The 18,441-nt window shown below is 55.1% G+C and carries 14 protein-coding genes; 11 read left to right on the forward strand and 3 right to left on the reverse strand.

What is annotated here, in order from left to right; genetic code table 11:
* Positions 1–17: 17 nt before the first annotated feature.
* Positions 18–704 carry a FadR/GntR family transcriptional regulator gene (locus QMZ18_RS11125; protein WP_282606368.1) on the reverse strand — a complete coding sequence of 229 codons (687 nt, stop codon included), beginning with the start codon at positions 702–704 and terminating at the stop codon, positions 18–20.
* A 241-nt stretch (positions 705–945) separates the two neighbouring features.
* Between QMZ18_RS11125 and QMZ18_RS11130 the strand changes: the two genes are divergently transcribed.
* The 6 genes from QMZ18_RS11130 (at position 946) to QMZ18_RS11155 (ending at position 7,726) form a co-directional block, all read left to right on the forward strand.
* Positions 946–2,292 (forward strand): FAD-binding oxidoreductase, encoded by a 1,347-nt coding sequence (locus QMZ18_RS11130; protein ID WP_282606369.1) that lies wholly within the window; start codon positions 946–948, stop codon positions 2,290–2,292.
* A 113-nt stretch (positions 2,293–2,405) separates the two neighbouring features.
* A complete protein-coding gene (locus QMZ18_RS11135) occupies positions 2,406–3,884 on the forward strand; it encodes a glutamine synthetase family protein (protein WP_282606370.1) in 1,479 nt (492 codons plus the stop codon).
* A gap of 127 nt (positions 3,885–4,011) precedes the next feature.
* Positions 4,012–4,947, forward strand: a complete 936-nt coding sequence (locus QMZ18_RS11140; protein ID WP_282606371.1) for a glutamine amidotransferase — start codon at positions 4,012–4,014, stop codon at positions 4,945–4,947.
* Positions 4,935–5,786, forward strand: a complete 852-nt coding sequence (locus QMZ18_RS11145) for a GXGXG motif-containing protein (RefSeq protein WP_282606372.1) — start codon at positions 4,935–4,937, stop codon at positions 5,784–5,786. Before QMZ18_RS11140 ends, QMZ18_RS11145 begins: the two co-directional genes overlap by 13 nt.
* A gap of 136 nt (positions 5,787–5,922) precedes the next feature.
* A complete protein-coding gene (locus tag QMZ18_RS11150) occupies positions 5,923–7,296 on the forward strand; it encodes an FMN-binding glutamate synthase family protein (RefSeq protein ID WP_282606373.1) in 1,374 nt (457 codons plus the stop codon).
* Between the two features lie 40 nt (positions 7,297–7,336).
* Entirely contained in the window at positions 7,337–7,726 is a 390-nt protein-coding gene (locus QMZ18_RS11155; protein WP_282606374.1) for a hypothetical protein, read from the forward strand.
* A 141-nt stretch (positions 7,727–7,867) separates the two neighbouring features.
* On the opposite strand, the gene QMZ18_RS11160 is transcribed toward QMZ18_RS11155, so the two are convergent.
* Positions 7,868–8,473 carry a hypothetical protein gene (locus QMZ18_RS11160; protein ID WP_282606375.1) on the reverse strand — a complete coding sequence of 202 codons (606 nt, stop codon included), beginning with the start codon at positions 8,471–8,473 and terminating at the stop codon, positions 7,868–7,870.
* 582 nt (positions 8,474–9,055) lie between these two features.
* On the opposite strand from QMZ18_RS11160, the gene QMZ18_RS11165 reads away from it, so the two are divergent.
* Positions 9,056–10,414, forward strand: coding sequence for an ammonium transporter (locus tag QMZ18_RS11165; RefSeq protein ID WP_282606376.1), 1,359 nt, complete (start codon positions 9,056–9,058; stop codon positions 10,412–10,414).
* A gap of 22 nt (positions 10,415–10,436) precedes the next feature.
* A complete protein-coding gene (locus tag QMZ18_RS11170; protein ID WP_282606377.1) occupies positions 10,437–10,655 on the forward strand; it encodes a hypothetical protein in 219 nt (72 codons plus the stop codon).
* 426 nt (positions 10,656–11,081) lie between these two features.
* Here the strand turns inward: QMZ18_RS11170 and torS are convergent, their stop codons facing one another.
* The gene (gene torS, locus QMZ18_RS11175) at positions 11,082–14,066 is read right to left on the reverse strand and encodes a TMAO reductase system sensor histidine kinase/response regulator TorS (protein ID WP_282606378.1); all 2,985 of its coding nucleotides are present in this window, start codon (positions 14,064–14,066) and stop codon (positions 11,082–11,084) included.
* Between the two features lie 175 nt (positions 14,067–14,241).
* Between torS and torT the strand changes: the two genes are divergently transcribed.
* The 3 genes from torT (at position 14,242) to QMZ18_RS11190 (ending at position 18,279) form a co-directional block, all read left to right on the forward strand.
* Positions 14,242–15,306: a TMAO reductase system periplasmic protein TorT gene (gene torT / locus QMZ18_RS11180; RefSeq protein WP_282606379.1), complete on the forward strand. Its 1,065-nt coding sequence runs from the start codon at positions 14,242–14,244 to the stop codon at positions 15,304–15,306.
* 261 nt (positions 15,307–15,567) lie between these two features.
* A complete protein-coding gene (locus QMZ18_RS11185; protein WP_282606380.1) occupies positions 15,568–16,176 on the forward strand; it encodes an XRE family transcriptional regulator in 609 nt (202 codons plus the stop codon).
* 432 nt (positions 16,177–16,608) lie between these two features.
* Positions 16,609–18,279, forward strand: coding sequence for a formate--tetrahydrofolate ligase (locus tag QMZ18_RS11190; protein ID WP_282606381.1), 1,671 nt, complete (start codon positions 16,609–16,611; stop codon positions 18,277–18,279).
* Positions 18,280–18,441: the final 162 nt, after the last annotated feature.

The raw sequence follows: 18,441 nt of genomic DNA on the forward strand, positions 1-18,441 counted from the left end.
CTATTGAAATTTAATATCTAAATGCCGGACGCACCGAGCAAATCCTGCCTGGCTTTTTCGAGATGCCGGTTGATGTGGTCGACGGCCTTATTCACATCCCGTTGGCAAAGCGCCTCGTAGAGGTCGCGATGCTGCGCGTTATAGGAGTCGATTTGTTCAGGCGTCAGGATTGTGTCCTTCATCGCGGCCCACTGAGCATGCGAGCGGACATTGTTGATCTGCTGATAGAGGTTGACCAGCAGCGGGTTCTGGGAACAGCGGGCCAGCAGAAGGTGGAATTCACTATCCCAGTGGCCGAAGCTGTTTTTATCGCTGCTTGAGCTTTCAAGCCGCTCCAGAATCGCTTCCATCGAATTGAGGTCCCGGTGGGTCGCATGGATTGCGGCAAGCCGGGTCATATAGGGTTCGACCGAAAAGCGCGCCTCGATCAGCTGCAGCGGGCTGATCAAGTCAGTGATGTCTTCGACGCTGTTCTGCAGTGGCTCGGCATAGTTGACGAAGGTGCCGCTTCCTACCTTGCGGATGACGACACCATTCTCTTCGAGCTGGTTAAGGGCTTTCCGGACCGTACTGCGTGCAGCACCCAGTGCGATTGCCAGTTGCCGTTCAGCCGGTAACTGCTCACCGTGGGCATAGACACCTGTTTCAATGGCCCGGCGCAATCGAGTGGTGATTGCGCCGGCACCCTTACCCGTGCTCGGCATCAATTCTCCTGTGGCGGATACCGATTTTGAAAGTTCCGCCTGCAATGGGCTTGGATCAAAGTCTGTTGGTTTGTTTATTGCCAAATTTTTTGACCATTGGTGTAAAATTGGTTTGCAATCGGTTCTGAGTTGTGCAGAGTATCATTGCCTGCCTCAGGGCGGTTCGCGTACCAACTGTAATAGGGTGACTCGCCGTTTTAAGCAAGTTACACGGCGATTTAGGTAGGGGACGAAGGACGACATGGCATTTCCTGAAGGTGTGAAGTATGCGGTCGTGGGGGCCGGTATTCACGGATTGAGCACCGCATACCATTTGGCAGCATCGCTTCGCGCGAGCGGCCGCGGTTCGGGCGAAGATGTTCTGATCATCGACAAAACAGCTATTGCGGCCGGTGCTTCCGGCATCGCTTGTGGCGTTGTTCGCAATAACTATTTCCAACCGGCCATGCGCGAGCTGATGGCGCAGTGCGTCGAGGTTTGGGAGAGCGATCCCAAGGCCTACAGCTATCACCCGGTCGGCTATATGCAGATCAGCCCGGAATCGATGCATGAAGATGTAGGTACAATCTACGAACAGCAAAAAGCGATCGGTTACGAATCCACCTTCATCGAGGGTGAAGCTGATTCCATGACCTACATGAAGGGGCTGTTCGACGACTGGCAAGCCAAGGGAATTACGTCGGTTCTGCACGAGAAGAAGGGCGGCTACGCCAACAACACTGCCAGTATGTATGGGCTTGCCACCAAGGCCGAGGCGGAAGGGGTCCGTATTCTGACCGGGGTCGAAGTTACTGGCTTCGAATTCGCGTCCGACGGTGGCGCCGTGACGGCCATCCAGACCGACAAGGGCAAAATCAATTGCGAATATGTTGTCATTGCCACCGGGCCCTGGGTCAGCCGTTTCTGGGATTTTCTCGACCTGCCGCGCAGCATCTCGATCAAGGGGCGGGACGGCCAGCAGCATGACGACGTCGCAATGTGGAAGTACTGGTGTCTGGAAGAGGGCACGCTTGGTGTCGATCCCAACATGCACAAGACAAATGACGGTGCCATGCCGCCTGTTCTGCACGTCGATTCGAATGCGCCTCTCTACGCGGACGAAGATGGCTCGCTGATTACAGAAGAGATGTGGGGCATCTATTACAAGCCCGACTTCAATTTTGGCGGAATTCAGGGCGGCGCAGCGCCTTATGTGGTTGATCAGAATCCCTATGAAGTGGCGATCGATCCTTACGGTCCCGACTCGCCGGATTTCATCGTCGGTGATAATTTCATCAACATGTGGTGTTCTGCGCTGGCACATTGCCAGAAGCGCTTCGAAGGCCAGATCCGTTACTACAAGAACACGGATCCGTCCGGTGGTCTTGGATGCTTCACGCCAGACAGCTTCCCGGTTTTCGATGTTTTCCGCGAGAACGCTTATGTCATCGCCGACTCCAACCACGGTTACAAGATGATCGGTGTCGGCAAACTCGTCGCGCAGGAAATCATGGGTGAGAGCAGCAAATTGCTCGAACCCTTCCGATTCTCTCGCTACGCCGAAGGGAAATTGCATCCCGTTTCCAGCAGTCCCTTCCCTTGGAGCTAGAAAGCGATTCTCTAAAAGACCTACCAAAATGTTAAATTGGTTTCTTTTTATGCTCAAATTGGTATAAGTTGGAATCAGAAAACATACCAATCAACGACAGGGGTGGTGGCATCATGGCAACGGATCTTGAAGGCTTTGTCGAACAGCCGGGACGTAGCGATCTCGTCAAGCAGGTTCGCGAGAAAATCGACGAGTTGGGTATTGAGTACCTCTATCTCCAGTTCGTTTCGATAACGGGCCGGATCTGCGGTAAGGGGATTCCAGCCGACCATTGGGAGTCGGTTGCCGAGAAGGGTTTTCAGCTTGTCTATGGTGCGACGGTCAATCTCTTCCTCAACAGGCACGGCGAGTACATGGGTTACGGGCCCGAGTCGATGGAGCTTGTCGGAATTCCGGAGCCGGAAACTTTCATGCAGCTGGCCTGGGACACACGGGTCGCGCGGATCTGGTGCACTCTGTTCCGCAATCGCGAGGAACGCGAAGATGCCGGCAGCTTCCTGACATCGGACTGTCGCGGTAATCTGCGGCGTATTCATGATCAGTTCAAGCAGGACCACGGCGGACTTCATCTGCGTCATGGCACCGAGCCTGAGATGATGTGGTTGAAGAAGGGCGAGGACGGTAAACCGAACGGCGGTTTCTCGAACCCCTATTGCTATCACATTGATCAGTTTGAGAGCCTTCGACCGGTTTACATGAAGGTAATCGAATATTCGCGCAAGATGGGCCTCGACATCATCCAGGGCGATCACGAGGACGCACCGGGTCAGCTCGAACTCAACTTCACCTACGACGATGCGCTCCGGACTGCGGACCGTTTGACGACCTACCGCCAGATATGCGCGCAGGTCGCCCGCGAATTCAATTTGATCGCCTGCTTCATGTCGAAGCCCTTCATGAACGTCTCTGCTTCGGGGTGTCACCACAATATTTCTTTGTGGAACGGTGGCGAAGATAGCGTGAAATCGCTTGGCAATGATCCGGCAAAGTTGCCTGGTATGGCTGAGAATTTCATGTATCGCTCAGGCGGTGAAAACACCTTCATGCCCGATACCGATGATCCGCAAATGCCCGGTAAAGTCGGTTTGCAGGTCGTTGGCGGTATCGTCAAGCACCTTGGGGCCCTGACCGCGATCGGCTGTTCTACGGTGAACTCCTATCGACGGCTTTGGGACACGGGCTTCTGGGCACCGATTTTTGCGGACTGGGGCTATCAGAACCGCACGACGGGCCTGCGGATTTCCGCACCGGGACGCTTCGAGTACCGGGCAGTGGATTCCATGGTGAATCCTCATCTCATGGCCGGAGCAATCATCAAAGCTGCGGACGACGGCATCAAGAACAATATCGATCCGGGTGAACCCGAAAGCCGCAACATTTATCAGGCTATGGAAGCAGGCAAGGAAGTCAGAAGGCTACCAATGACCTTGGGTGATGCTCTGACGGCACTTGGCGAGGACGAGGTGATCCAGTCGGCGATGCCAGGAGAAATGTACCGGTTGTTTGATGAGTACAAGCGCGACGAATGGGAGCGTTTCCTGCACACCACGACCGATTGGGATATGGAAACCTACATCGATTGTCTGCCGTAAGGCGCCTGTATCGGGGCAGAATCTCCGGTACGGCTTCGGACGAGAAAAATGCATTGCAGGGCCGTTTTGCCTTGGCGAGACGCTCCCCTGCGCCCTTAAACACTTCAGTTGAGGAGAGACGAAGGCAATGTGTGGAATAGCAGGGCTCATCCACCGCGATGGCGCCTCCGGCATCGGTCAGGAAATGACATCGATGCTTCAGGCCCTCAAGCATCGCGGACCGGATTCGACCGGCTTCGCGATATACGGCGATGCCGCGGACGGTGAATATGTGCTGCGCTTTAAGGTGGCGGAGCAAGAGGATCTGGCTTCGGGCTTTAAGATTCATGATCAAATCAAGCAACGCAGGGCCGAGGTGGACGATCGCCTGAAGTCGCTGGGTGTTGATGTTTCCCTGGCGGAAGACGCTACCGAGTACGCGTATCGCTACAAGATTAAATTCGCCGGCGATCTTAAGAAGCTCTCGGACTTTGTCGAGGATGTTGAGGGGGCTGAGATTCTTTCGATCGGCAACGGCCTGGAACTGATCAAAGATCTGGGTGATGCGACCGTTGTATCCGACCAATATGCGCTTGGCGGGTTTAAGGGCACTCACGGCATCGGCCACACCCGGATGGCGACGGAATCCGACGTGGATATCCGTTCGGCTCACCCTTATTGGGCTTACCCCTATAACGACATCGCCGTCGTCCATAATGGACAGATCACCAACTATTGGATCATGCGCCGGCAGTTGGAGCGACAAGGACAGCGCTTCGTGTCGAACTGTGACTCCGAGCTCCTGGCTGTCTATACCGCAAATAACCTCGAAAAGGGCGCGACGCTTGAAGACTCGCTGAAGCAGTCGATCGAGGAAATCGACGGCGTCTTCACCTATCTGGTGGCCACTGAGGATTCACTGGGGATGGCTAAGGACACCATGGCAGCCAAACCGATGGTCCTGTTCGAATCAGATAGCCTGGTTGCTCTGGCCTCCGAAGAGGTCGCGATCCGGTCCATTATTCCCCAGGAAATCGACACCTGGGATCCCTATGACGAGGAGGTGCGGGTATGGCACAGGTAAGCGCTCAGCAGGACGATGCATCCCATGAAATGGGGATGCATACCGAACAGCTGTCGGGACGAACACAGCAGGTCTTTTTTAATCTGGATGAAGAAGGTGGCTTCGCCTATCCCGATTCCTTCGAGGTCGATTTCAACAAACGCGCTGAGCTCGATGCCTCGAACATGGGACCCAAGGAAGTCAATGCCGGCATCCGGGAACTCATGAAGGAAGGGAATGGCACCATCGTGCTGAAGAATCCCGGCGCCAAGCATTCGATCGGCGTTGGTATTCTGAACAAGCTGAACCTGATCATCGAGGGCAGCCTTGGTTACTTCGGCTGTGGTTTGGTCGATGGGCCGAACATCCGGATCAGCGGCCGCGTTGGCTGGTCTTGTGCCGAGAACATGATGGCCGGGTCGGTGGTGATCGAAAAGAACGCCGGCTCTACCTTCGGTGCAGCACTTCGTGGTGGTGACCTGGTTTGCAAGGGGTCGGTCGGTTCGCGCACTGGCATCGACATGAAGGGCGGAAACATCATCGTCGGTGGCGACACGGGGGCCTTTTCGGGCTTCATGATGCAGCGTGGCCGAATGGTCGTTTGCGGCAACGCCGGTAAGAACCTCGGAGACTCCATGTATGACGGCACGATTTATATCGGTGGAAAAATCGCCGATCTTGGTGTCGATGCCGTGCCGGGCGAGTTGACCGATCTCGACAAGCAGTGGCTGACACGCAAGCTCAAGATGTATGAGATTCTGCCTGAAAAGGGAGTCGATCATTTCACCAAGATCGTCGCCGGCAAGCAGCTGTGGAACTACGACAACCTGGAGCCAACGGAGAAGAAGCTGATCTTGTGATCTGCGTCTTCGCGCCCTTCCCGACAGGCGCAGCATACGACTGTCAGGAACGGGCAGGGGCTGAAGTTTCCGTCGGCGTGTTCATTCGCATTGCGAAGACAGCCGTAGGAGCGAACAACCGATCAAGGGTTATGACATGACTGGAAAACACACCAAAGAAAGCGGCGAGGCGCGGGTTGCCGAAGAAAAGAAATACCGGCTCGGACAGAGCCAGATCTTCACGCCGGAAGTCATCAACGATATTCATGTGAAGGCCGAACTCGGCCGCTACCGCATGCGTGGCTTTTCGCTATTCAAGAAGATCCCGCATTGGGATGACCTGACCTTCATGCCTGGAACCTTGACCCGCTTTGTGATCGAGGGTTACCGCGAGAAGTGCGAGACCAAGACCGTGATCGGACCGCGCGCCAAACGGCCGATGGTTCTGGATATCCCAGTCTATATTACCGGTATGAGTTTCGGCGCGCTTAGCTACGAAGCCAAGATGGCACTGGCACGCGGGGCGACTATGGCCGGTTCGGCGACATGCTCCGGTGAAGGCGGGATGATTCCCGATGAGCGGCGTTATTCCGCGAAGTGGTTTTATCAGAACATTCAGTCTCGCTATGGCTTCAACCCGCATCATCTGCGTTTGGCGGATGGCTGCGAGTTCTTCATCGGTCAGGGCTGTAAAGTCGGCCTGGGTGGTCATCTTATGGGCCAGAAGGTGACGGATCAGGTTGCCGAAATGCGGTCTTTGCCTGCGGGTATCGATCAGCGTTCGCCGGCCCGGCATCCGGATTGGCTCGGTCCAGACGATCTGGCGCTCAAGATTGAAGAGATTCGTGAAGCCACGAACTGGGAAATCCCAATCCAGCTGAAGCTTGGCGCCGCCCGTGTCTATGACGACGTGCGGATGGCGGTGAAATGTGATCCGGACAGCATCTATATCGATGGCATGGAAGGCAGCACCGGCGCGGGACCACATCTGGCCACGGAAGAAACCGGTGTGCCAGGCATGGCGGCGATCCGTCAGGCACGTCGTGCCATTGACGACCTCGGCAAGCGCGGTGAAATCTCGCTGATCTACGCCGGTGGTATCCGTAACGGTGGTGATATCGCCAAGGCCATTGCATTGGGTGCCGATGCGATTGCCATCGGTCACTCTTCAATGATGGCGCTCAATTGCAACAAAGATATCCCCGAAGCGGATTTCCCGAACGAAATGGGTGTCGAGGCCGGTTACTGTTATCACTGCCATACCGGCCGTTGTCCGGTAGGCGTGGCAACACAGGATCCGGAACTGCGCAAGCGGCTGGATCCGGATGCGGCTGCGGAGCGGGTCTATAACTTCCTCCACACCTTGACCATCGAAGCACAGATGATGGCACGGGCCTGCGGCAAGACCAATATCCACAGCCTTGAGCCCGAAGACCTTGCGGCCTTGACCATGGAAGCTTCGGCAATTGCCCAGGTTCCCCTCGCTGGAACCGAGTTTACGGTCGGTGTCGCCGACTACCACCACATCTGACCCGGAACGGTCAGACCAGAGACTCCAGGGAGAAAGACCCATGGCAAACGACAACGACGTCGATAAGTTTATCAAAGGCGACGGCCTGGACAGCGAACGTGAAAAGACGATCGGGCAGCATATCGGTTACCGTTACGACGTGAACCTGTTGCCGGACTACGAGCGACTTACCCCTTTCCTTAAGAACTATTTAGAGTTCATGGGCTGGGATGACCTGAATTGGCTCGAAGATATTCACATGGGATACGAAGACGGCCGACCCGCCGTCTTCGACCGGAACATCAACGGCTGGGTCGGCATTCCCACGGATGTGGAATTGCCGGACAATCAGCAGGACCGGGACATGATGGCGCGCGAGCTTCTGATCAAGTTTCAGATGTCGCCAAAGCATCCGATGGTTCAGCTTAATAAGGCTTACCGGAAATTCTGATTGCTTGTTAGGGAGGTTCGGTTTGAACCTCCCGCCTTGCTCTATGAAACAAAAATCGACCGGCGCGCATGATTCGCCGGTCGATTTTTTTGCTTCTTTAGTGGATTGGGTGCCGAACTTGAGATGGCCTATCCTGGGTCGTCAGGGTGAAGGATCGGCGTCCGACGCTTCCCAATCGGGCTGAAAAGCAATGACCTGGACGTCTGCGGGCAGATTTGGGTTGAACAGACGATTATGCCATATCGTCGCTTGAGCATGATCGTGATCGCTGCTGAGCTCCGATACTGAACAGACCAGCCGATAGCTTTGACTGAACTGTGCGAACTCCAGGATACATTGCCCGGAATCAAGTAAGGCCATGGGAAGTTCCGCGCCTCGACTGAACAGCGCAGTCATTCGGTCACTGAAGGATTTGGCCTTCTGAAAGTGAGTCGACTGAAGATATGTCAGCCCCTTTTCGTATACTTGACGCGGATCGTGAGTCTTTTGCACCTGGAAGCGGAAGAACTCCGTACTTTCTTGGGAGTCCTCCGGAACGATTACAATGGAAAGACCGGCGACCAGTTCATGGCCCTGCTCTGAAAGAAGCCGGGGGCGCATTCCGCTTGAAGGGCGGCCGCCGTCTTTGCGCATGGCAATCTGACGCAGCCGACACTGCCAGCCGAGAAAGTGATGTTTGAGCTTACTTTCGGCCTGACCATTGAGCTGCACACTTTGCGTCACCGGAACTACCTCACTTGTAATCATCTTGCTTGTCCCTGCGGCCTGAGGTGGCCTGTTGCAGGAAGGAAAATCCTAACCTGCTCTTCGCCAATTTAACACCATCTTGGCCAACAACCATCACTTAATGGTATCGATTTGGATTTAATCGGTTTATATTTGGTCTTCTAAATGGATTTCGATTACTATGGTATTCCGAATCCATTGCCGGTTTGGCCTCGCTACGCTTTTTTCCGCTTTTGGGAGCAAACGTGGCGGGAATAGTGTGTTTGTGAGCATTCTCGTGGGGATGAGATTTCCTCTGAGAGGAAAAATATTTGCATCACATTCATATTTGACGCAAAATTGGATTGTCGAAAAGACAAGTGATCGGATAACCGGGGGAGCAAGCCAACCGATTTATTCGCCCTGCTATGAGATCGCACGTCGTGCGATGTGAAGTCGCTCTCCAGTTAACACGGCGCGATGACAGCAGGAATATGAGGTCTCGACCCAGACGGTTCATGCGTCTAGCTGTCGGCCGACTCAGTTCATTCAGGTGAGAGCCTTAGTCCGTGAACTGATGCTTGGTACTCAGACCTCGACCAAAATCAAAAAAGGGGGAGGTCTATGGACGGTAATCTCAATGCACTAACCACCGTGTTCACCGAGTTCTATTACTGGGTGACGGTGGTTTTCATGTTCCTGATTCACGTCGGGTTCTGTATGTACGAAGTCGGCGCCAGCCGGCGCCGCAATCATCTTCATACCTTGATGAAGAACACGATGCTGATCCCGCTGGTCACCATCACGTTCTTCTTCTTCGGATGGTGGATCTATTGGGCGTTCCCCAATGGGCCCTTCATTTATGAAGGCTTGGGTATAAATTGGGATGCCGGTGAGGCCAATCTGCCTTGGTCGGAGACCATGAGTACCAACCTCGGTGATCGTATCACGGGTGTGTTCTGGGCAGCCTTCCTGCTGTTCTCCTGGACTGCTGCATCGATCGTATCGGGGGCTGTGATTGAGCGGATCCGATCCGGCGCCTTCTGGATACATGCCGTTTTGATTGGCTCTGTTTTCTGGATTATAGATGCGGCTTGGGGCTGGCATTACGACGGCTGGATGGTCAAACTGCTTGGCTACCACGATGCCTATGCGTCTGGGGTTATCCACGCGATCGCAGGTGGTTATGCTCTTGGCGTTCTGGTGGTTCTCGGACCACGTCTGGGTAAATTTGCTGCAGACGGAACGCCGAGGGATATCCCGCCGCACAACGTCTGGATGGTGACCATCGGTCTCTTCATGATCTACACGGGGTTTTGGGGCTTTTATGCCGCCTGCAACGTGCCGATCATCAGTCCGGAACTCATCGGCGGTCAAATCACCGGCGAGGTCTGGACGGCAACCAACATCTATCTTGCACCAACCACGTTGGGTGCGATTACCTTCAACTTCCTGATGTCGCTATCCGGTGGCCTGCTGATGGCCTATGTGGTGTCCAAAGGCGATGCCTTCTGGACCTATTCAGGCGGTTTGGCAGGGGTTATCACAGCTTCGGCGGGTAACGATCTCTACCATCCCATCCAGGCCATGATCGTTGGCGGTATCGGCACCTGGTGTGTTTACAAGCTGCATTTCATCGTGGAACGTAAGTTCAAGATCGATGATGCGGTTGGTGCAGTAGCCGTGCACGGTTATGCCGGTTTTATCGGCTTGGTCATCTGCGGTTTCCTGCTTTGGGGCGCGCCTGCGTCGCCGTTCGAAGGTTACGCGACAATCAGCCCTTGGGGACAACTCGCCGGCGCCATCATCATGTTTGGTGTCCTCGGATTCCTACCGGCCTTCATCGTCTCGAAGATCATGGCTGCTATGGGTATGTTGCGTGTGCCTGAAGAGGTCGAACTGCTCGGTCTGGATTTCAGCACAGAAGAAGCCTACGAGAATGCGATTGCAGATGTTCAGGCGGCCGAAAAGTCGATGGCCTAAGAAGGCATAAAAGGAGGAAACCATGTCTACAAATGGATTAGATAGCTGGGCCGTTGATCTCAAGGATGTTGGCGCGATCTACCCGTTCCAGGGTTCTGAGGTTTTGATGGTGATCATCGCGGTTGCACTTTGGATCGTGTGGCACATCGTGCAGCTCAAGAATGAGAACAAAGAGATCGAGTACGAGAAGCAGCACAACCACAGAAAAGAGAACATTGAGCACGGCGTCGATCGATATTAGAGGTTGATCGTTCCATTTTGGCACAAAATGAAACGTGAATTAGTCTCTAAACAATTAGGAGAGAGGGCGATCTGCGTTATTGATTTTCTCAGTCAGTAACGGCCTCTCTCTCTGAAATCGACGACGCAGCTAACAGACTGAAAGCGCCGGCATTTGCCGGCGTTTTTTTCTGTCCATAACCTGGGCGACAACGGTTCGGCATTTCGACGCGTACAACTGCGCTTCCGGGCTAAAGGTCTTCGGGCTCTGACTGATCCCAATGCCCACTTGCTTTGGTGTAGTCAACTGGCGGCTGAGCGATTGACGATCAGACCAAGAAAGACGGTGCAATAACCGAGAGCCAGTGGCTTTCTAAAATCATTGCATCGGAGAATATTAGGTATTGTGTTGTCGCGTTTAACTGTTCCAGCCAAGAACGATTGAGCTCTAAGACGGGATAGCGACGGCTACCGGCTGCTCATCGGATTGCGGTTGGTTTAACTCCGACCAAAGGTTCAAAATCTGGCGGGTCGCGCACAGGGATTCGCTCTTTAGGTTCTCCGTCAACCGGTGCGCTTGTTCTGTGTTTCCAATGCGCAGTTCGCTCTCCAGTTTTTCCAAAAGCTCCGACAGCTCGTCCAGTCTGAAGTTCGCCGTGGAGCTCTTTAGCCGATGTGCGATAGCGGCCGCATTATCGAACTCGCCCGCCTCGAGAGCCGATTCGATAGCCCCGACATTTTCCGCACAGTTGTCCGCGAAAAGGTTAACGATCTCCTCCGTTCGCGACCGGCCGATAACATCTCGATCGTGAATCAGCGTTTCACGCAGAATGTCTGGAGCAGGGGGTAGACTGTCTTGGATTGGTTCCGATGTGGACAGGAAACGCGGTGAAAGGAAGACGCCGCGTTTTGCCCCCGACATGGCTTCCGTAAGCGCTGCCACCAGACGTTCAGGCGATACGGGTTTGGCAAGAAAGCAATCCATGCCCGCATCCAGATAGTCTTCAATATCTTCGCTGGCAACCTGCGCGGACATAGCGATTATGGGGACTTCGGCGAAGCGCTTATTACTCAGCCGGCGGATGCGTCGGGTTGCTTCGACTCCGTCCAGATGCGGCAGGTTTATGTCCATCAGAATAACATCGTATTGGCTGTTCTGTGCAGCTGCGAGAGCAGCGAAACCATCCGGTACGCAAACCGCATCATGACCCATACGGGCCAGATAACTGTGAGCGACCAGCTGATTGACATCGTTGTCTTCAACCACCAGAACGCGCAAGGGCGCGAGCTGCTCAAAAGCGGTGTTACCGCTGAACGGAGGATCAATCAGAGTAATGTCGCCGATGTCGAGCTTCACCCTGAGAGAGAAGACCGTTCCGACACCCGGCGTGCTCTCAACGGAAAGGTCGGCAGACAAGGCTTCGGCAAAGCGTTTCGAAATGGCCAGGCCCAGGCCACTCCCCCCATAGCGCCGCGCAATGGATGCGTCGACCTGGACGAAGGCATCGAAGATTTTTTCCTGTGCATCGGGCGGAATGCCGGTGCCGGTATCGCTGACCTCGAACATGACAGTGATCTCGTCGCTGTTTTGAGCGAGCTTGCGGACGCGCAAAACGACCTCGCCATCAGTCGTGAACTTCAAGGCGTTGGATACCAGGTTGAACAGGATTTGCCGCAGTTTTGCAGGGTCGCCACAAAGAGCGCCCGGCAGATCATCCGGATAGTCCATGATCAAGCGAACGTTGCGTTCGGTTGCCCGGGGGCGGAAAAGATCGGCGATTTGGGTGGTCAGTGCCCTGGGATCGAAATCGACGCATTCGACTTCCATGTGGCCATGTTCGAGCTTCGAATAGTCCAGGATGTCGTTCAATATGGTAAGAAGGCTTTCGCCCGACGCCAGCGCCGTACTGACGTGCCGGGTCTGATCGTCACGCATCCCGGTTTCCGACAGAATACGCAACATTCCTAGGATGCCGTTCATGGGGGTGCGGATTTCATGGCTCATCATGGCCAGGAATTCGGATTTCGCGCGATCGGCCTGTTCCGCCTTGCGACGGGCAACAGCATGGGCCGTCGCTTCGTCCTGGAGCTCCACGGTCCGTTGCTCGACGAGGCTTTGAAGCTCGTTCCTATGTTGCCGAAGTTCCCGTTCAGTCTGGACGCGCTCGGCTTCCAGCTTGCTTTTGCGGATTGCCTCTTCGCGAAAGAACTCGGTCGAATGCTCCATGCGGGCAATCTCGTCGGCGCCTTCGACTGAGATGGAGATGTTGTGGTCGCCGTGCGCCAGCGCGACCATAGAGTGAGCAAGGCGGTCCAGTCTGCGAATGACGTTGCCGCGCACGTAAAACCACAGAATGCCGCCGGACACTGCCAGCGCCGTCAGAGTGACCAGCATCAAACGGATCAGGCCGCTGCTGACTGCCTGTTCTGCCTCAAGACCTGCAGCGCGTGCCACCGCCTCGGACTGGTCGACAAGATCCTGAGCCTTGCGCCCGAGCTGGGCCGAAGTGGCGCGGCCGTGATCTTGCAGCCGTTGAATATCGTCCTCCGTTTCGACGGCCTGCTGACGGAGCTCGAAGACGCTCTCGTTTAGTGGCCCGCCGCCTTTCAAGTGTCTCAGCTTCTCTACCAGAGCATGGGCCTGTGCTGCGCGAACAGGGTCAAGGATCGCGCCCACCCGCCGCTCAACTATGGCGAAGTGGCGGTGGAATTCTTCGTTGATACTGGATATCGCCGTCGCTGCTTTTGCAGTCTTGAGCTGGTTCATCAGCAACCCAATGCCGGCCGATCGGGACCGCAGCTCGTACATCCGCTCAAGTTGGAAGAGATCAACCTCGAGCAGTTTATCGAATGTCCGGAAGCGCTCCTCACGCGCGGCGTTTTGCTCGTCGATTTCGTAAAGGTTCGAGATAGTTGCAGTCGTGCCCATGTGCGCGTTGGCAACGAGCGTGTTGGTTAACTGGACGAGTTCTTCCGCCGCGGCGATGCCTTCGTCGAGGCGTCCGTCGAACAAGCTACGCAGGAACAGGCGGCGTTGTGCCATGCGGTTCAGATTGACGATGTCGTCGCTGATCCGCTCGACGGTCGCTCTGAGCGCAGTCACGGCGTCGGTGTCCGGAGCCAGGGTTGCAAAGTTACTCAGACGCTGGCGAAGCGCGGCTACTTGACCCATCAGGTAGGCGGCACGCGCTTGGCGCCCGGCCTGGGTTGAAACCTCAGCGAGTTCGGGAGCAAGAGAGACAATGCGCGCACTTTCCTCGGCGATCGCACGCACCTCTGCAACGGCCGGAATCGTCCGTTCGACGATGATCGACTGCGTTTGTGCGACATCGCGCAACTCGACCCAACCGAGCAGCCCGGCCAGCGATGGCAGTCCGGCGATTGCCAAGAACGCCAGCAACAAACGGCTGCCTAATCCTGCCTTCCTCCACATATCTCAAGTAAAACCCTGAATGCCATGGCCGGTAAATAAAAACATCGGCGCGCAAATAATAAATGTGAAGCGGTCAGCATTATGGATATCCTGTCCACGAAGGTATCTGATGCAGGCTTGGTTTATGTTGAAACGGCAGTTTTTAAGGCTTTTTACAGGAGTTTTTCTGGTTGTATTGACCGGTTTCTTTGCGTTTGAGGTTCGCGCAGACGGAATTAAAACCTGGCGATTGGAAGTTTGGGAAAAGGCCTTCGACTACCGAAGTCCGTCGAAAATCGTCGAGTATGAGCCGCTGCAGCGTGCCAGTCGTCCTTGGCGAATTTGTGTTGCCTATCCTCATTTGAAGGATTCCTATTGGCTCAGCGTCAACTACGGCATGGTGCAGGAGGCGCAGCGTCTGGGCGTTTCTTTCCATCTGGTTGAGGCCGGCGGTTATCCGAACCTGGAACGGCAGATTGCGCAAATCCGCGAATGCGTCGAGAGAAACGCTGATGCGCTTGTGGTCGGGACCGTCTCTTATCGGGGCCTCACGCCCCTGATGCAGGAAATATCGCGGCGCATGCCCGTCATTGCTGCGGTCAACGATATTGCTGACGAAGGCATCACGGCGAAGTCAGGCGTGTCCTGGATTTCGATGGGCCACGCGGCCGGTGCATATCTTGCCAAGGCCCATCCAAAAGGCACCGAACCAGTCAAAATTGCCTGGTTTCCCGGTCCCAAGGGCGCCGGTTGGGTGGGATTTGTCGAACAAGGCTTTCGCAATGCACTGCGCGAGAGCTCGGCAGAAATTGTTGTGACAAAATGGGGAGATACTGGAAAGGAAATACAGGTCGGTTTGGTGGAAGAAGCCCTCGATGAACACCCCGAGATCGATTATATCGTAGGTAACGCCCTGACCGCAGAGGCGGCGGTCTCGATTCTTCGCGCCCGGGAGCTGTCGGGCCGGATCAAGGTGATTTCCGACTATCTCACACACGCGGTCTTTCGGGGGATCAAGCGCGGCCGCATCTTGACCGCGCCAACGGATTTTCCTGTCGTTCAGGGGCGATTGGCCATCGAACAGGCGGTCCGTGCCCTTGAGGGTAAGCTGGAAATCCGGCATGCAGGACCGCAAACCGCATTGATTAATGGGGACAATATCAATGAGGTCAGCGCCACAGGATCCTTGGCGCCAGCAAGCTTCACACCGCGATTCGAGTTCAACGCCATCACACAAAGCGAAGCCGAGGCGCCAAACTAGCCAGCAGCTTAGCTTTAACAGTGTTCAAATATTGTTATTGCTGGGAAAAATTCGTTCGTTCTAGAATGGTTTTGCCGCTCGAGCGGATTTAGGAGCACTTCCCTTCGGTCACTTTACATCTTGCTCAATTTGAGGAATGCGGGGACCGCGACAACGCTGATTCGATAGTTATTGGATTCGAAGCCGGTTGGAAGTATCGGAATGGCGACGGGTCAGCTTTGGCTGGCCAGCTTATACAGGGCAGATTTATACGAGGCGTAGATGCAGGACCCGCACGAACTTACGGAAGAAAAGCGCACGATGGTGCTCGAGCAGGCGCTTGGCCGCCAACTGCGGGAATTTCGCAAGTCCAATGATCTGACAGTCGCCGAGCTTTCCAGTGTGTCGGGTGTGTCATTGGCGATGATTTCGAAGATCGAAAACGGGCAGACTTCGCCCTCGTTGAGCACGCTTCAGAGTCTGGCAGTTGCCCTCAATGTGCCGGTCACATCTTTGTTCCGTCAGTTTGAGGAGCACAGATCTGCGAGCTTTGTTCCTTCAGGGAAGGGGCTAACCATTGAGCGCCGCGGCAGCCGGGCCGGGCATCAGTACCAGTTGCTTGGTCATGGTGTGCGGGGAGAGATTTCAGTTGAACCCTACTTGATCACTCTGTCGGAAGAAGCCGACGTCTTCCCTCTATTTCAGCACGTTGGAATCGAGTTCATCCATATGTTGGAAGGGCAGGTCGGGTATCGGCATGGTGATCAGCTTTACCGGCTCAAGCCTGGCGATAGCCTGTTCTTTGATCCAAATGCACCCCACGGTCCGGAGGAGCTGATTGAGCTGCCGGCTCGTTTTCTTGCAATCATCAGTTACGCCAACAAGAGCTGAGCGGGGAGCGGGCTCCAAGACATCACGTTGGCCTCAAGGCTGGCGGATTCTTGCGTTTCTTCCCGTAGTGGCGCGCTGACCCGAGGCTTCTGCGCGAAGCTATCAGATGCGCAATCAATCGGCCTAATATTGGGTATTAAATCGAGTGAAGTAAGTATGCCTCCCGATTGCCCCACGATATTCAATGGCCCTACGTCGTTAAAGGTTGGGCTAAAAAATTTAAATTTTTGAACGGCTTGTATGGCGGCAGTCGAGGGATTGGCCGAAAGGGATCGTGTTGGCTTCGCTATTAGGGGCAGTTGACAACCCGGACGATGGATCAATAAACCGGCGGCTAAGGGAATGCACGCATTGGAGCTCACTCCGGCCAAGCAAATTTTGTATCTGTGGCGTTTGGTACAGGGCTCTTGAAAATCAGGGAGCGTTTTTAACATGACGACCGATATTGAGATTGCCCGCAAGGCAAGCAAACAGCCGATCCAGGAAATTGGCGAAAAGCTTGGCATTGCCAGCGATCACCTCCTGCCTTTTGGCCATGACAAGGCAAAGGTCTCCGGTGAGTTCATCAAATCACTGAGCGACCGGCCCAACGGTAAGCTGATCCTGGTCACTGCGATCAACCCCACGCCAGCGGGTGAAGGCAAGACGACCACGACGGTAGGACTGGGAGATGGGTTAAACAAGATTGGCAAGAAGGCCGCAATCTGCCTTCGCGAACCTTCACTGGGGCCGTGCTTCGGCATGAAGGGTGGCGCAGCCGGCGGCGGTTATGCCCAGGTCGTTCCAATGGAAGACATCAACCTTCACTTTACTGGTGACTTTCATGCCATTACCTCGGCGCACAATCTGCTGAGCGCCATGATCGACAATCATATCTATTGGGGGAATGCGCAGGAGATTGACATTCGACGCATTGCCTGGAAGCGCATTCTGGATATGAACGACCGCGCTCTAAGGCAGATTGTCTGTAACCTCGGTGGCGTGGCCAATGGATTCCCCCGGGAGACCGGCTTCGATATTACCGTCGCCTCTGAAATCATGGCGATTCTCTGCCTTGCCGATGATCTCGACGATTTGGAGCGCCGTCTCGGAGATATCATCGTCGGTTACCGGCGTGATCGCACGCCGGTCTTCTGCCGCGACATCAAAGCCGACGGGGCTATGACGGTGCTCTTGCAGCAGGCTATGCAGCCAAACTTAGTGCAAACTCTGGAGAATAATCCGGCCTTCATTCACGGCGGTCCCTTTGCGAACATTGCACATGGCTGCAACTCGGTCATCGCCACCAAGACGGCACTGAAGCTCGCAGACTATGTGGTGACGGAGGCTGGTTTCGGTGCCGACTTGGGCGCAGAAAAATTCTTTGATATCAAATGCCGCAAAGCTGGCTTGAATCCCGAAGCCGTCGTCATCGTCGCGACGATCCGTGCGCTCAAGATGAACGGCGGAGTCTCAAAGGACGATCTGGGCAATGAAAATGTCGAAGCCCTGAAACGCGGCTGTGCCAATCTTGGACGCCACATCGAAAACGTGAAGCAGTTTGGTGTTCCGGCCGTCGTAGCGATCAACCATTTTGTGACCGATACCGACGCCGAAGTGGATGCGATCAAAGAGTATGTCGCGTCGCAGGGCGCGGAAGCCATTCTCTGTCAGCATTGGGCTAAAGGCTCCGAAGGCACTACGGAGTTGGCCGAGCGGGTCGTGGAAATGCTGGATAGCGGCTCGGCGCAGTTTGCGCCACTCTATCCCGACGACATGTCTTTATTCGAAAAGATCGAGACCATTGCCAAGCGCATCTATCGTGCTGGAGAGGTGATGGCCGACAAGAAAATCCGGGACCAGCTCCGCAGCTGGGAAGAACAGGGCTTCGGTAATTTGCCGGTCTGTATGGCTAAGACCCAGTACAGCTTTTCGACTGATCCGAATCTGCGCGGTGCGCCGACGGGTCATTCGGTTCCGGTGCGGGAAGTCAGGCTTTCTGCCGGTGCGGGCTTCATCGTCGTGGTGACGGGTGAGATCATGACCATGCCAGGGCTCCCGCGCGTGCCCAGCGCCGAAGCCATCCGGCTTAACGATGATGGTTTGATCGAAGGTCTGTTCTAAAGGCCTGGAGCAAATGCACAGGTGATTTCCCTGCTGCCCGGTACAAGACCGGTTTCTTAAGATCTCGGTCTTACTTTGATAGGCAGTCTTTAGCCGCCCTTTCCTGGAGACCTTGGAGAGGGCGGTTTTTTCCTTGTGCTTGTCGTGGGACAGGGATCGAAC

The sequence above is a fragment of the Pelagibius sp. Alg239-R121 genome (assembly GCF_947331435.1).
GTDB lineage: Bacteria > Pseudomonadota > Alphaproteobacteria > Kiloniellales > Kiloniellaceae > Denitrobaculum.

Excerpts from the sequence above, each read along its gene's own strand:
- QMZ18_RS11185 (WP_282606380.1), top strand. The coding sequence starts at position 15,568 with ATGCAGGACCCGCACGAACTTACGGAAGAAAAGCGCACGATGGTGCTC.
- QMZ18_RS11155 (WP_282606374.1), top strand. The coding sequence starts at position 7,337 with ATGGCAAACGACAACGACGTCGATAAGTTTATCAAAGGCGACGGCCTG.
- QMZ18_RS11130 (WP_282606369.1), top strand. The coding sequence starts at position 946 with ATGGCATTTCCTGAAGGTGTGAAGTATGCGGTCGTGGGGGCCGGTATT.
- QMZ18_RS11125 (WP_282606368.1), bottom strand. The coding sequence starts at position 704 with ATGCCGAGCACGGGTAAGGGTGCCGGCGCAATCACCACTCGATTGCGC.
- QMZ18_RS11165 (WP_282606376.1), top strand. The coding sequence starts at position 9,056 with ATGGACGGTAATCTCAATGCACTAACCACCGTGTTCACCGAGTTCTAT.
- QMZ18_RS11190 (WP_282606381.1), top strand. The coding sequence starts at position 16,609 with ATGACGACCGATATTGAGATTGCCCGCAAGGCAAGCAAACAGCCGATC.
- QMZ18_RS11140 (WP_282606371.1), top strand. The coding sequence starts at position 4,012 with ATGTGTGGAATAGCAGGGCTCATCCACCGCGATGGCGCCTCCGGCATC.
- QMZ18_RS11150 (WP_282606373.1), top strand. The coding sequence starts at position 5,923 with ATGACTGGAAAACACACCAAAGAAAGCGGCGAGGCGCGGGTTGCCGAA.
- QMZ18_RS11160 (WP_282606375.1), bottom strand. The coding sequence starts at position 8,473 with ATGATTACAAGTGAGGTAGTTCCGGTGACGCAAAGTGTGCAGCTCAAT.
- QMZ18_RS11170 (WP_282606377.1), top strand. The coding sequence starts at position 10,437 with ATGTCTACAAATGGATTAGATAGCTGGGCCGTTGATCTCAAGGATGTT.
- QMZ18_RS11135 (WP_282606370.1), top strand. The coding sequence starts at position 2,406 with ATGGCAACGGATCTTGAAGGCTTTGTCGAACAGCCGGGACGTAGCGAT.
- QMZ18_RS11145 (WP_282606372.1), top strand. The coding sequence starts at position 4,935 with ATGGCACAGGTAAGCGCTCAGCAGGACGATGCATCCCATGAAATGGGG.
- torS (WP_282606378.1), bottom strand. The coding sequence starts at position 14,066 with ATGTGGAGGAAGGCAGGATTAGGCAGCCGTTTGTTGCTGGCGTTCTTG.